Source organism: Xanthomonas sp. DAR 34887, assembly GCF_041245805.1.
Classification (GTDB): domain Bacteria; phylum Pseudomonadota; class Gammaproteobacteria; order Xanthomonadales; family Xanthomonadaceae; genus Xanthomonas_A; species Xanthomonas_A tesorieronis.
The window spans coordinates 1,884,415-1,896,905 of sequence record NZ_CP162490.1; the positions used below are offsets into that span (position 1 = coordinate 1,884,415).

Genomic DNA, 12,491 nt, shown 5'->3' on the forward strand with positions numbered 1-12,491 from the left:
CTGCTTTTGCCAATCCCGAATCCCCACTCCCGAATCCCTGCTCCAATGTCCATCCGCCTCAACAAGCACATCGCCGAAACCGGCTACTGTTCGCGCCGCGAGGCCGACCGGCTGATCGCCGCGCGGCGCGTCACCGTCAATGGCCGGCCCGGCGGGATCGGTGCGGTGGTGGGCGAGGGCGACGAGGTGCAGGTCGACGGCCAGCCGCTGCGCGCGCGCGCCAAGCAGAAATCCGGGCGCCGCCACGTCTACATCGCACTGAACAAGCCGGTCGGGGTGACCTGCACCACCGAGAGCGAGGTCAAGGGCAACATCGTCGATTTCGTCGGCCACGAGCAGCGCATCTTCCCGATCGGGCGCCTGGACAAGGAGTCCGAGGGGCTGATCCTGATGACCAGCAACGGCGACATCGTCAACGAGATCCTGCGCGCCGAGAACCGCCACCAGAAGGAATACCTGGTGGCGGTGAACAAGCCGGTCAGCGACGAGTTCCTGCGCGGCATGGCGCGCGGGGTGCGCGTGCACAACGAAATGACCCTGCCGTGCCGCACCGCGCGGATCGCCAAGTTCGGCTTCCGCATCGTGCTCGAGCAGGGCCTGAACCGGCAGATCCGGCTGATGGCCGCAGCGTTCGACTACCGCGTCACCCAACTGCGCCGCGTGCGCATCGACAACATCAAGCTCGGCGCGCTGAAGCCGGGCCAATGGCGCAACCTCACCGAGCAGGAACTGCGCGGGCTGCTGCCGCAGCGCCAGGACTGGTAAGCCGGGCCGCGCCGCCTTCACTGGCAATGGCGGCGATTTTGGCGATACTCGCCATGCAATCCGCCGCCCGCCGCCCGCTCCTGTGATCAAGCCACGCAAGCCCGACAACGAAGCCGACCGCCTGCGCGCGCTGCATGCGCTGCAGATCCTGGACACCGAGCCGGAAGCGACCTACGACGACCTGGTCGGCATCGCCGCCAGCCTGTGCGACACGCCATCGGCGCTGATCTCGCTGGTCGACGACGAGCGCCAGTGGCTGAAGTCGCAGCGCAACGTCACCCTGCTCAGCACCTCGCGCGACGCCTCGTTCTGCGGGCATACCATTCTTTCCCCGCGGGATGTGATGGTGGTCACCGATGCGGCCGCGGACCCGCGGTTCGCGTTCAATCCGCTGGTCACCGAGGTCGGTGTGCGCTTCTACGCGGGTGCGCCGCTGTTGAACAGCGAGGGCTTGGCGGTGGGCGCGCTGTGCGTGCTCGACCGCCGCCCACGCACGCTGGAGCCGGAGCAGGTGGTGGCGCTGCAGGCGCTGTCGCGGCAGGTGATGCAATTGGTCGAGCTGCGCCGCACCAGCCACGCGTTGGCGCTGCAGCTGCGCGAACGCGAACGCTACGAACAGCAGCTGGCCCGCTACCAGGCGTCGCTGGAATCGCTCAACGCCGACCTGCTCGAGCAGTCGCGCACCGATCCGTTGACCGGGCTGTTCAACCGCCGCGCCTTCGCCACCGCGTTGATGGTCAACGCGGAGACCGCGCAGTTCGGTGCCGTGCCGCTCAGCGTGGCCTTGCTGGACCTGGACTATTTCAAGCACATCAACGATCTGCACGGCCACGACAAGGGCGATGCGGTGCTGATGGCGCTGGCCGACATGCTGCGCACGCACGCGCCGTCGGGCAGCCTGGTGGCGCGCTACGGCGGCGAGGAATTCGCGATCCTGCTGCCTGGCCTGGACGCGCGGCAGGCCATGCACGAATGCGAGACGCTGCGCCAGGAAGTCTCCCTGCTGCAGCTCGGCGTGCCGCTGACCGCCAGCTTCGGCGTGGCCACCCAACAGCTGGGCGAAAACGCCGATCAGTTGCTCAAACGCGCCGACCAGGCCCTGTATCGGGCCAAGCGCGCCGGCCGCGACTGCGTTTCGCTGGCGGAGTGAACCGCGCCGGCGGAGTCACTCCAGCGCGTTCTTCGCTTCGGAGGTCGCCAGCAGTTCCGGGTGCTGCACCGGCTTGTCGCGGGTCAGCAGCGGATGCAGGAACACCGCTCCCAGGATCACCGCCACGCCCAGGTAGAACAGCGCGGTGAGTTGCTTCTGCTCGTCCAGCAACACGATCGCGAACACGATCGCGTAGACCGGCTCCAGGTTGGTCACCAGCTGCACCGCGTAGGCGCTGAGCCGGCGCAGCGCGACCAGCGCCAGGGCGAACGGCAGCAGCGTGCACAGCAGCGCCAGCGCGAGCAGCAGCAGGGTGTCGTGCAGGCCCGGCAGCACCAGCAACGGGCCGCTCAGCGCCGGCAGCACGAACGGCAGCAGCGGCGCCAGCAGGGTCAGGGTCAGGGTGCCGGCGCCCAGTTCCAGCGCGGTCACGGTCAGCGGGTCGGCATGGTCGACCAGACGCTTGTTGAGCGAGCCGAACGCGGCGACCAGCAGCGCCGAGACCGCGCCGACCGCGACGCCGGCGCGCATGCCATCGGGCACGCCGCCGACCACCAATGCCACACCCGGCAGCACCGCCAGGCCGAACACCAGCTCGCTGGGACGGAACGGGCGCTTGGCCACCCACGGTTCGATCACCGCGGTGAACACCGGCGCCAGCGCGATGCAGGTCGCCGCCACCGAGGCGTTGGCCAGCTTGATCGCGCCGTAGAACGTCAACCAGTGCAGGCCGACCAACGCGCCGACCACGGCATAGCCGAGCGCCAGTTTCGGGGTCAGCGCGGCCAGCCCGCGCCATACCCGCGGCAGCAGCGCCAGCGCCGCCACCACCATCAGCATCCGCCACCACACCAGCGGCAGCGCCGGCAGGGTGATCAGCTTGCCGAGGATCGCGGTGATCCCCCACAGCAAGACGCAGAAGTGGATTTGCAGCTGGGCTTTGCTGGTGGGGTGCAGGGGCATGCGGCTATTGTCGCGCGTTGAGGCTGGGGGGGGGACGGTGAGTCGGAATGGGAGAGCCCCCTCTCCCGTCGGGAGCGGGGTTGGGGTGAGGGTGCGGCGCGAAGCGACTCGCGGCGTTGGGAGCACGAGGCTTCGCCTGTACCCTCATCCAGCCCTGCGCGCTGCGCCTCAGCGCTTGCCGAGTTCGGCCAGCAGCGCCATCGCCGCGGCCGGATTGCGTTCCTTGGCTGCGCTGATGAAATAGACGAAGACCTCGCGCGGCTTGGCCTTGGCGGCCAGCGCGCCGACATGCGGCAGCGTGTCCGGATCCTCTCCGCGGCGCCAGGCCTGCGCCTGCGCCGCCCAGGCGCGCACTTCCTTCGGCGTATAGCCGTGCGCCAGGTTGGCGCGGCTGCGCATCAGCCGCGCATAGACGAAGTCGGCGCTGAGATCGGCGAAGGACGGGAAGTCGGGCGAATCGGTGAACACCGTGGCCACGCGGTGGCGGCGCACCAGCTCCAGCAGGCGCGGCCCGACGCAGGCCGGGTCGCGCACTTCCAGCACGTGCCGCAAGCGGCGACCGCCGGCTTGCTGCGGAAGCAGTTCGAGGAACGCGGCGAGCTCGTCGAGGTCGAGCGTGCGGCCGTGCTCGAACTGCCAGACCAGCGGGCCGAGCTTGTCGCCAAGCGTCGCGATGCCGCCCACGAAGTCCTCGATCTGCGCGCCGGCCGTAGCCAGCTTGCGCATGCCGGTGATGCGCTTGGGCGCCTTGGCCGAAAACAGGAAATCGGCCGGCGCCTCGTCGCGCCAGCGCGCGTAGGTATCCGGCTTCTGCGTGCCGTAGTAGGTGCCGTTGATCTCGATGCTGCTGACGTGGCGGCTGGCGTATTCCAGCTCACGGCGTTGCACCAGTCCCTGCGGGTAGAACATGCCGCCGCGCCACGGCGCGTAGGTCCAGCCGCCGATGCCGACGCGGATGCCGTCCGGCGCGGCCGGGGCGGAGTCGAAGAGATCGTTCATGGCAGTACACGCGGGCGGACAGGGAAGCGAATTGTGCCGCAGCCCGCGCCTGCGTCGTGTGCATGGTTGCTGCGGCTGCCGTCGTGTCGGCGCCGCGCTACCATCCAGGCGACGCCACTGCCCGGAGCGACCATGCGCTGGACCACGCCCGACCTGTGCGACGACCACCCCGATGTGCAGGTCGCCGAACCGCTGTTCCGCAGCTATGGCGGCCGCGCCGCGTTCTGCGGGCAGATCGTCACCGTGCGCTGTTTCGAGGACAATTCGCGGGTGCGCGAACTGGCGGCCACGCCCGGCGCCGGCCGCGTCATCGTCGTCGACGGGCAGGGCTCGCTGCGCTGCGCGCTGCTCGGCGACCAGATCGCCGAGAACGCGGTGCGCAACGGCTGGGCCGGGCTGTTGATCCACGGCGGCGTCCGCGACGTGGAAGCGTTGGCGGCGCTGCCGCTGGGCGTGCAGGCGCTGGCCGCGTGTCCGCGCAAGACCGAGAAACGCGGTCTTGGCGAAGTCGCTGTGCCGCTGTCCTTCGCCGGCGTGGCGTTCGTACCTGGACACTGGCTGTACGCCGATTGCAACGGCGTGCTGGTCGCCGCGCAGGCGCTGCTGCCGGTGTAAGCGGGTCTTTTCAGCAGAACTGCAACGTTGCCGAATCGCTGCGCCACGCGCGTGGCACCCGCGACGCTGCGCTATTTCCGGGGCAGGCTGCGCCCGGGCGGGCGCGGCGCGGCTATGCAGCGGAGATCCGGCGCGCGGCTGCGGTGCCGACGCGGGCGCGTTCGGCGTCCATGTCGGCCAGCGGCCGCACCTCGATGCTGCCGAAGCGCGACCAGGGGAAATGTTTGGCGATGCGCACCGCCTCGTCGTGGTCGCGCGCATTGATCAGATTGAAGCCGGCCAGCAGTTCGCGCGTCTCGGCGAAGGGGCCGTCGGTGATGCGCAGCTGGCCCTGCCGCGAGCGCAGGGTGCGGGCGGTGGCGACAGGCTGCAGTTGCTGCGCCAGCACCAGGGTGCCTTCGGCCTGCAGCGCGTCGGCATGCGCCAGGCAATCGCGCATCAGGCGGTCGTATTCCTCGGCGGGCAGCGCCTCCAGCAAGGACGGGTCGATGTAAATCAGCAGCAGGAATTGCATGGGCGAGCGGCCGGCGGCAACGGGAGACGCATGATCGCTCAGCGCGGCGCGGCCGTGTGTTGCGCCGCCGCATCCAGGCGTCCCGAAAACTTTTTTGCGCAGGCCTGTCGATTTTCGTCTTCCCCCGGCGTCGTACCCAATGCACGGCCCGCCAGCGGCCGCACCCGTGGAGGACACGATGAAAGTGATGGTATTGGTCAAGGCCACCGCCGACTCCGAGGCCGGGCGCCTGCCCAGCGAGGACGCGTGGCGGGCGATGGGCGCCTACAACGATCGGCTGGCCGAGGCCGGGGTCCTGCTCGCCGCCGAAGGTCTGCAGCCCAGTTCGCGCGGCCGCCGCGTGCGTTTCGCGCCGCAGCGGCGGCAGGCGATCGACGGTCCGTTCGCCGCGAGCGGCGATCTGCTGGCCGGGTTCTGGCTGTGGCAGGTGCGCTCGCTGGACGAGGCCACCGAGTGGCTCAAGCGCGCCCCGTTCGAGCCCGGCACCGAGGTCGAACTGCGCCCGTTGCTGGACCTGCAGGACCTGGGCGACGCGCTGCCTGCCGATCTGCTGCAGGCCCGGCAGCGCCGCCTGCGCGCGTGCGCTCCGGGTTGAGCCGCGTCACCACCACACCACCACCGCAAGGAGAGACCCCGATGAAACTGATTCCGTTCCTGAGCTTCGACGGCTGCACCCACGAGGCGATGGCGTTCTACGCGCAGGCCCTGGGCGGCAGCGTCGTGTCGGAAACGACCTATCGCGACATGCCACCCAGCGACACCATGGACGGCTGCGGCGAGATGTCGCCGGGCACGCTGGACCAGGTCGCGCACAGCCAGCTCGAAGCCGGCGGCGCGGTGCTGATGGCGGCCGACAGCCACGCCGCGCAGGGCGCCGGCACCACCACCATCAACGTCGAGGTGGAGTCGGTGGAGGAGGCCGAACGGGTGTTCGCCGCGCTGGGTGCCGGTGGCCAGGTCGGCGTGCCGCTTGCCGAGACGTTCTGGGCGCAGCGCTGGGGCATGCTGGTCGATCGCTACGGCAAGCCGTGGATGGTCAACTGCATGAAACGGCCATGACGGCCCGCGCATTCCCGCCCCTTTCGCTCGAGAATCACCGCCATGTCCGATACGCCGCAGATGATCTTCGTCAATCTTCCGGTCCGCGATCTGGAGGCCTCCCAGGCCTTCTTCGCGGCGCTGGGCTATTCCTTCAATCCGACCTTCACCGACCAGAATGCGGTCTGCATGATCGTCAGTGACAGCATCTTCGTGATGCTGCTGACCGAGCCGTTCTTCGCCGGCTTCACCAACAAGCCGCTCAGCGATGCGCGGGTGAGCACCGAGGTCATCACCGCGTTGTCGGTGCCCAGCCGCGCCGCGGTCGACGCGCTGCTGGAGAAGGCGCTGGCGGCCGGCGCGCGCGAGCCGCAAGCGCCGCGCGACTACGGTTTCGTGTACCAGCGCGGCTTCGAGGATCCCGATGGCCACCTGTGGGAGATCGCGCACATGAGCGGCACGCCGGGCTGAGCATGGCTGCCGCCGCGGCTTGTGCGGCGGCGCATCCGATGCTCTGATGCCGCGCATGGAGACCGCATTCGCGCAACGCCTGGAAACGGTCTGGCGCATGGAGGCGCCGGGGCTGATCGCGCGCCTGTCGCGGCTGCTCGGCGGCGATGTCGGCCGCGCCGAGGAACTGGTCCAGGACACCTGGCTGGCCGCGCTGGAGCGCTGGCCCGCGCAGGGCATTCCCGACAACCCCGGAGCGTGGCTGATGACCACCGCGCGCAATCGCGCGATCGACGTGCTGCGCCAGCACCGGCGCATCGCCGGCCAGCACGCGCAGTGGGGCGAGGCGCTGCAACCGCAGGCGCTGCCCGCGCCGGACGACAGCGATGCGCTGCAGGACGACATCGGCGACGACCTGCTGCGGTTGATGTTCGTCGCCTGCCATCCGCTGCTGCCGGCCGACGCGCGGGTGGCGCTGACCCTGCGCCTGCTCGGCGGCCTGACCACCGAGGAGATCGCGCGCGCGTTCCTGCTGCCGGAGCCGACCATCGCCCAGCGCATCGTCCGCGCCAAGCGCACCCTGGCGCAGAAGCGGGTGCCGTTCGAGGTGCCGCGGCAGGCGGCGCTGCCGCAGCGCCTGGCCTCGGTGCTGGAGGTGATCTACCTGGTGTTCAACGAAGGCTATGCGGCCAGCGCCGGCGACGACTGGATGCGTCCGGCGCTGTGCGAGGAGGCGCTGCGGCTGGGCCGGGTGCTGGCGCATCGGTTGCCGGCGTGGCCGCAGGTGCATGGACTGCTGGCGCTGATGGAGCTGCAGGCTTCGCGCAGCGCCGCGCGGGTGCGTGCCGACGGCAGCCCGGTGCTGTTGCCCGAGCAGGACCGGGCGCGTTGGGACTGGCTGCAGATCGCGCGCGGCCAGGACGCGCTGCGGCGCGCGCAGGCGCTGGGCGGCGACGACGACGCCTACGTGCTGCAGGCGGCCATCGCCGAATGCCATGCCTGCGCGCGCCGCGCCGATGACACCGATTGGGCGCGGCTGGCGGCGCTGTACGCGCGGCTGGCGCAGCTGCATCCCTCGCCGGTGGTGGAGCTCAACCGCGCGGTCGCGGTGGCGCGTGCCGAGGGCGCGGCGGCGGCCTGGGCCTTGCTGCAGCCCTTGCGCGAGGATCCGCGATTGCGCGACTACGCGCCGCTGGCGGCGGCCTGCGGCGATGTGCTGCAGCGCCTGGAGCGCACCGACGAGGCGCGCGCCGCCTTCGCACAGGCCGCCGCGCTCACCGCCAACGCACGCGAGCGGCAGGCGCTGCTGGCGCGGGCGGCGGCGCTGTAGCGCGGCACTGCCGCGCAGGCCGCCGGCTGTCCTACACTCCGTGCTGCACGGTGCGGGGTTGGGGCGCGCGGCAGCGCTACGGTGCTGACGGTCGCTGCCTCGCTGCCGGGTCGCGCTGTGGTTTGACGGCCGGCGTGTCGCCGCCGCGGCATGCGCCGCGCCGCGCACGTATGGCGCGGCAAGGCGCCGGCTTGGTCCTTTTTCGGTTTTTCTGCGAGGAGCGTGATTTGAAGACGATGTCGATGGGCTGCGGCCTGTTGTTGGCGATGACCGCCACCGCGCAGGCGCAGGCGCCCGCGCCCGCCCAGGTGGACGCGGCGTTGCCGCCCGCGCTGCAGGACCTGGACGCGCGGATCGAGCGGGTGCGCAAGCAGTTCGACGTGCCCGGCATCGCCATCGCCATCGTCAAGGACGGGCAGGTGGTGCTGGAGCGCGGCTACGGCGTGCGCGAACTCGGCAAGCCGGAACCGGTGGACGCGCAGACCCTGTTCGCGATCGCCTCCAACACCAAGGCGTTCACCGCCGCGTCGCTGTCGATCCTGGCCGACGAAGGCAAGCTCGCGCTCGACGACCGGGTGATCGAGCACCTGCCGTGGTTCCAGATGGCCGATCCCTACGTGACCCGCGAGATGCGCGTGCGCGACCTGCTCAGCCACCGCAGCGGCCTGAGCCTGGGCGCCGGCGACCTGCTGTTCTGGCCGGCGACCAGCTACAGCAACGAGGAGGTGGTGCGGCGCCTGGCGCAGGTGCCGCTGAAGGGCGGCTTCCGCGACCGCTACGCCTACGACAACATCCTCTACGCGGTGGCGCAGAAGGTGATCGAGCAGGTCTCCGGGCAGTCCTACGCCGAGTTCGTGCGCCAGCGCATCTTCGTGCCGGTGGGCATGAGCGGCGCGCGCATCAACAGCGACTACCTGCAGCCCGGCGATCGCGCGGCGGTCGGCCATGCCAAGTTCGATTTCCGCGACCTGCGCCCGGTGCCGCCGCTGACCTGGTCGAACAATTCCGGTGCCGGCGGCATCTACGCCAGCGTGCACGACATGGCCAAGTGGATGCAGGTGCAGCTCGACGGCGGTCGCCTGCCCTCGGCCGATGGCCAGGAGCGGCGCCTGTTCAGCGCGCAGCGGCAGCAGGAGATGTGGCAGGTGATCACCCCGATCGCCATCGCCGAGCCGAGCGTGCCGCAACTGCTGCCGGCCAAGCCGAATTTCGCCGGCTACGGCGAGGGCTGGAGCCTGAGCGACTACCGCGGGCACAAGCTGGTCTGGCACACCGGCGGCTGGCCGGGCATGGTGTCGCGGCTGACCCTGCTGCCGGAACAGAAACTGGGCGTGATCGTGCTGACCAACCAGGAAGTGGGCGCGGCGTTCAATGCGCTGACCCTGCAGGTGCTCGACGCTTACCTGGGCGCGCCGGCGACCGACTGGACCGCCGCCTATGCCGCCGCGGTGGCCAAGGCCGATGCGAAGGCCGACGAGGACTGGAGCAGGCACCAGGCCGCGCGCGATGCGCGCTCCAAGCCATCGCTGCCGTTGGCCGGTTACGCCGGCACCTATCGCGATCCGTGGTACGGCGAGGTGGCGATCGTGCAGCGCGGCAAGCAGCTGGAACTGCGTTTCAGCAAGACCGCGCAGCTGGTCGGCACGCTGGAGCACTGGCAGCACGACACCTTCATCGTGCGCTGGCGCGACCGTTCGCTCAATGCCGATGCCTTCGTCAATTTCGCGTTGACGCCCGACGGCAAGGTGCGCGAGGTGCGCATGGAAGCGATCTCGCCGCTGACCGATTTCAGCTTCGACTTTCAGGATCTGTTGCTGACGCCCGAGAGCGGGGATTCGTGATTCGGGATTCGTGATTCGGGATTTGGGATTGGTAAATGCCGAGCTGACGCGTCTTTGGCTATTTGTGGGAGGGGCTTCAGCCCCGACGCCTTACCGGTAAGGCGTCGGGGCTGAAGCCCCTCCTTCAAGTGCATTGAATTTCGGATGCGCTGCGCGAGGCAGCGATCCCGAATCCCCAATCCCCAATCGCCAATCCCGGCTGCCAAGCCTCAACGCTTCCCAAGCGGCGGTCCGATCGAATCGCGCAGCAGCAAGCGATACGTGAGGGTCTCGCAGGCCGGCGGCTGCGGCGTGCGTACCCGTGACAGCAGCAGCTCCAGCGCGCGCCGGCCCATCTGCTGCAACGGTTGCTGCACCGTCGCCAGCGCCGGCGAGACCTGCTGCGCGACCAGGGTGTCGTCGAACCCGCACACCGACAGGTCGCGCGGCACGGCGAGTCCGCGCAGGCTGGCGCTGCGCAGCACGCCGGCGGCCATCTCGTCGTTGGCGGCGAACACCGCGCTCGGCCGCGGGCGCTGCCCGAGCAGGCGCTCGGCAGCCTCGACGCCGGACGTGAACTCGAAGCGTCCCGGTACGACCAGGCGCGGGTCGTAGGCGATGCCGGCCGCCGCCAGCGCGTCGCGATAGCCGGCCAGGCGCCATTGCGTGGCGCCGTGGCCGGGCAGGCCGCGCACATGCGCGATGCGGCGATGGCCGAGCCGCACCAGTTCGCCGACCAGTTCGCGCGCGGCGCGGCGTTCCTCCAGCCGCACGCCGGGCCAGTCGCGCTGGCGCCGCGGCGACACGCAGGCCAGGGCGATGCCTTCGGCGTCCAGCCGGCGCAGCAGCGGAACGTCGTCGGTCAGCGGCGGAATCAGCAGCAGGCCATCGATGTGCTGGTGCCGCGCCAGCGCCACCAGCGCATCGGCATGGTCGGCACGGCTGCGGTCCACCGGCGCCAGCATCAATGTGTAGCGCTGCGCGCGGCACGCCGCGAGCACCCCGTTCTGGATCTCCATCTGGTAGTACGAGGGATTGTCGTAGGCCAGCGCCACCGCATAGGAGCGCTGCCCGGCCAGGCTGCGCGCCGACGGGTTGGGCTGGTAGCCCAGCTGCTGCATGGTCTGTTCGACCTTGCGCCGGGTCTGCTCGCGCACGTTGGGCTCGCCGTTGATCACCCGCGAGACGGTCTTCATCGACACGCCGGCGCGCGCAGCCACGTCCTCGATGCGCAGGCCCGGCGTGGCGCGTTTGCTCACTGCGGCGCGACCGCGGCCGGCGCCGGCCACACGAAGCTGGCCAGGCTGCGCGCCGGCATGGTGTAGCGAAAGCCGCGCGCGCCTTCGGCGACGCCGAACGTACGTTCGCGTTCGGCGCTGTTGACCACCACCAGCACCCGCGAGCCGTCCGGATTGAGGAACGCCACGTTGTCCATGCCTTCGCTGCCCTCGCTGGAATCGATGCGCCAGGCCTGCGGATGCACGAAGCGGCTGGCATGGGCGAGCGCATAGTACTCGTCGGTGCGCACCACGCGCTCGCCGCGCGGGTCGAGATCGACCACGCCGCGGCAGGTGTCGCAGCCGCCGGCATGCGGGCCGCCCTGCAGGTCCAGCGCCAGATTCCAGAACAGCACGCCGCGCGCGCCGTGGCGCACCGACTGCACGATCAGCCGCCGCGCCTGCAGGGTCAGCCCGCCGCTGCGCAGCGGTTCCCAGTCGCCGCCGGAACATTCGGTCATGTAGGCGTCCTTGTCCGGATAGGCGGCCTGCACCGGGCTTTGCGCGGAAGGGTCGCCGGCGTAGCAATGCCAGGCGACGGCGGCGACGTGGCGCCGCGCCTGCGAATCGGCCAACACCGCCAGCGGTTCCTGCGGCTGGTCCCAGTTGTGGTCCCAGTCGAAGATCAGCGGCGGGTCGCGGCGCGCGTCGAGCAACGGGCCGAGGTGGCGGCCGATCAACTGCGCGCGCTGCGCCGCCTCCAGGCGCATGCCCGGATAGTCCTTGGGAGTGAAGCCCGGCTCGTTCTGCAGGGTCAGCGCGAAGATCGGCACGCCGGCCTGCGCGTAGGCGTCGACGTAGCGCAGCAGGTAGCGGGCGAAGGCGTCGTAATACTCGGGCTTGAGCGTGCCGCCGATCAGGCTGCCGCTGGTCTTCATCCACGCCGGCGCACTCCACGGCGAGGCCATGATCTTCAGCTCGGGATTGATCGCCAGCGCCTGCTGCGCGATCGGCAATACGTCGTCGCGGTTGGGGGCGATGCTGAAGTGCGCCAGCGCCGGATCCGGCGCGTTGTCCGGCGTGTCGTCGAGGCTGTAGTGGTGGCGCGAGAAGTCCGAGGCGCCGATGGTCAGCCGCGCGAAGCTCAGGCCCAGGCCGCCGTCCGCGCGGCCGAACAGTTCGTGCATCAGCGCGTCGCGGCGTGGCGCCGGCAATTGCTGCAGCACCCAGGCCGAGGCGTCGGTGATCGAGGCGCCGAAGCCGAGCATGCGCTGGCGCCGGGCCGTGGCATCGACGCGAATATCGGCGTCGGGCTGCGCGCTCCAGGCCGCGGCCGGCGCCGCCGCCAGTGCCTGGCGATGGTCCTGGGTGGTGATCCAGACCAGGACGTCGCCGGATGTCTGCGATGCGGCGAAGGCAGCCCCGGAGACAGCCAGCAGCGCGCCGCACAGCGCGCCGGCGCAGTGCCGCCAGCGGCCGGGCGAGGACCGCGATCGCCGCGCAAATGCCGTGCTGCGACGCAGCGATTTCGCCGGGGGCGCCGGCGCATCGGCTCGAATCTCGACGAACTTGCATGGCTGCGGCATGGCCCGCTCCTTGGTGGGATTGACCGCATTGGATACGACGCGTA

At 70.5% G+C, this 12,491-nt stretch carries 13 protein-coding genes; 8 read left to right on the forward strand and 5 right to left on the reverse strand.

Features of this window, described 5'->3' with window-relative positions:
• Positions 1-45: 45 nt before the first annotated feature.
• Positions 46-765 (forward strand): pseudouridine synthase, encoded by a 720-nt coding sequence (locus AB3X08_RS07950; RefSeq protein WP_369937453.1) that lies wholly within the window; start codon positions 46-48, stop codon positions 763-765.
• An 82-nt stretch (positions 766-847) separates the two neighbouring features.
• Entirely contained in the window at positions 848-1,915 is a 1,068-nt protein-coding gene (locus tag AB3X08_RS07955; protein WP_369937454.1) for a sensor domain-containing diguanylate cyclase, read from the forward strand.
• Positions 1,916-1,930: 15 nt separating this feature from the next.
• On the opposite strand, the gene AB3X08_RS07960 is transcribed toward AB3X08_RS07955, so the two are convergent.
• Both AB3X08_RS07960 and AB3X08_RS07965 read right to left on the reverse strand, forming a co-directional pair.
• Positions 1,931-2,878, reverse strand: a complete 948-nt coding sequence (locus AB3X08_RS07960; RefSeq protein WP_369937456.1) for a DMT family transporter — start codon at positions 2,876-2,878, stop codon at positions 1,931-1,933.
• 168 nt (positions 2,879-3,046) lie between these two features.
• A complete protein-coding gene (locus AB3X08_RS07965; RefSeq protein ID WP_369937457.1) occupies positions 3,047-3,877 on the reverse strand; it encodes a DUF72 domain-containing protein in 831 nt (276 codons plus the stop codon).
• Between the two features lie 132 nt (positions 3,878-4,009).
• On the opposite strand from AB3X08_RS07965, the gene rraA reads away from it, so the two are divergent.
• Positions 4,010-4,492, forward strand: coding sequence for a ribonuclease E activity regulator RraA (gene rraA / locus AB3X08_RS07970; RefSeq protein ID WP_369937459.1), 483 nt, complete (start codon positions 4,010-4,012; stop codon positions 4,490-4,492).
• Positions 4,493-4,604: 112 nt separating this feature from the next.
• Here the strand turns inward: rraA and AB3X08_RS07975 are convergent, their stop codons facing one another.
• Positions 4,605-5,006 carry a YciI family protein gene (locus tag AB3X08_RS07975; RefSeq protein WP_369938480.1) on the reverse strand — a complete coding sequence of 134 codons (402 nt, stop codon included), beginning with the start codon at positions 5,004-5,006 and terminating at the stop codon, positions 4,605-4,607.
• A gap of 178 nt (positions 5,007-5,184) precedes the next feature.
• On the opposite strand from AB3X08_RS07975, the gene AB3X08_RS07980 reads away from it, so the two are divergent.
• The 5 genes from AB3X08_RS07980 to AB3X08_RS08000 all read left to right on the forward strand — a co-directional run bounded on the left by AB3X08_RS07980 (position 5,185) and on the right by AB3X08_RS08000 (position 9,665).
• Positions 5,185-5,601 carry a YciI family protein gene (locus tag AB3X08_RS07980; protein WP_369937461.1) on the forward strand — a complete coding sequence of 139 codons (417 nt, stop codon included), beginning with the start codon at positions 5,185-5,187 and terminating at the stop codon, positions 5,599-5,601.
• Positions 5,602-5,642: 41 nt separating this feature from the next.
• Positions 5,643-6,065, forward strand: a complete 423-nt coding sequence (locus tag AB3X08_RS07985; RefSeq protein ID WP_369937462.1) for a VOC family protein — start codon at positions 5,643-5,645, stop codon at positions 6,063-6,065.
• Between the two features lie 42 nt (positions 6,066-6,107).
• Entirely contained in the window at positions 6,108-6,515 is a 408-nt protein-coding gene (locus tag AB3X08_RS07990; RefSeq protein ID WP_369937463.1) for a VOC family protein, read from the forward strand.
• A gap of 55 nt (positions 6,516-6,570) precedes the next feature.
• A complete protein-coding gene (locus AB3X08_RS07995) occupies positions 6,571-7,824 on the forward strand; it encodes an RNA polymerase sigma factor (protein ID WP_369937465.1) in 1,254 nt (417 codons plus the stop codon).
• Positions 7,825-8,066: 242 nt separating this feature from the next.
• Entirely contained in the window at positions 8,067-9,665 is a 1,599-nt protein-coding gene (locus AB3X08_RS08000; protein WP_369938482.1) for a serine hydrolase, read from the forward strand.
• Positions 9,666-9,874: 209 nt separating this feature from the next.
• Here the strand turns inward: AB3X08_RS08000 and AB3X08_RS08005 are convergent, their stop codons facing one another.
• Together AB3X08_RS08005 and AB3X08_RS08010 are read right to left on the reverse strand one after the other, a co-directional pair.
• Positions 9,875-10,903 carry a LacI family DNA-binding transcriptional regulator gene (locus AB3X08_RS08005; RefSeq protein WP_369937467.1) on the reverse strand — a complete coding sequence of 343 codons (1,029 nt, stop codon included), beginning with the start codon at positions 10,901-10,903 and terminating at the stop codon, positions 9,875-9,877.
• Positions 10,900-12,447, reverse strand: a complete 1,548-nt coding sequence (locus AB3X08_RS08010; protein ID WP_369937468.1) for a glycoside hydrolase family 30 protein — start codon at positions 12,445-12,447, stop codon at positions 10,900-10,902. The genes AB3X08_RS08005 and AB3X08_RS08010 overlap by 4 nt, the downstream gene beginning before the upstream one ends.
• Positions 12,448-12,491 lie beyond the last annotated feature (44 nt).

Coding starts and splice junctions, on each gene's coding strand:
- AB3X08_RS07975 (WP_369938480.1), bottom strand. CDS start 5,006: ATGCAATTCCTGCTGCTGATTTACATCGACCCGTCCTTGCTGGAGGCG.
- AB3X08_RS08000 (WP_369938482.1), top strand. CDS start 8,067: ATGGGCTGCGGCCTGTTGTTGGCGATGACCGCCACCGCGCAGGCGCAG.
- rraA (WP_369937459.1), top strand. CDS start 4,010: ATGCGCTGGACCACGCCCGACCTGTGCGACGACCACCCCGATGTGCAG.
- AB3X08_RS07950 (WP_369937453.1), top strand. CDS start 46: ATGTCCATCCGCCTCAACAAGCACATCGCCGAAACCGGCTACTGTTCG.
- AB3X08_RS07995 (WP_369937465.1), top strand. CDS start 6,571: ATGGAGACCGCATTCGCGCAACGCCTGGAAACGGTCTGGCGCATGGAG.
- AB3X08_RS07985 (WP_369937462.1), top strand. CDS start 5,643: ATGAAACTGATTCCGTTCCTGAGCTTCGACGGCTGCACCCACGAGGCG.
- AB3X08_RS07990 (WP_369937463.1), top strand. CDS start 6,108: ATGTCCGATACGCCGCAGATGATCTTCGTCAATCTTCCGGTCCGCGAT.
- AB3X08_RS07980 (WP_369937461.1), top strand. CDS start 5,185: ATGAAAGTGATGGTATTGGTCAAGGCCACCGCCGACTCCGAGGCCGGG.
- AB3X08_RS08010 (WP_369937468.1), bottom strand. CDS start 12,447: ATGCCGCAGCCATGCAAGTTCGTCGAGATTCGAGCCGATGCGCCGGCG.
- AB3X08_RS07965 (WP_369937457.1), bottom strand. CDS start 3,877: ATGAACGATCTCTTCGACTCCGCCCCGGCCGCGCCGGACGGCATCCGC.
- AB3X08_RS07960 (WP_369937456.1), bottom strand. CDS start 2,878: ATGCCCCTGCACCCCACCAGCAAAGCCCAGCTGCAAATCCACTTCTGC.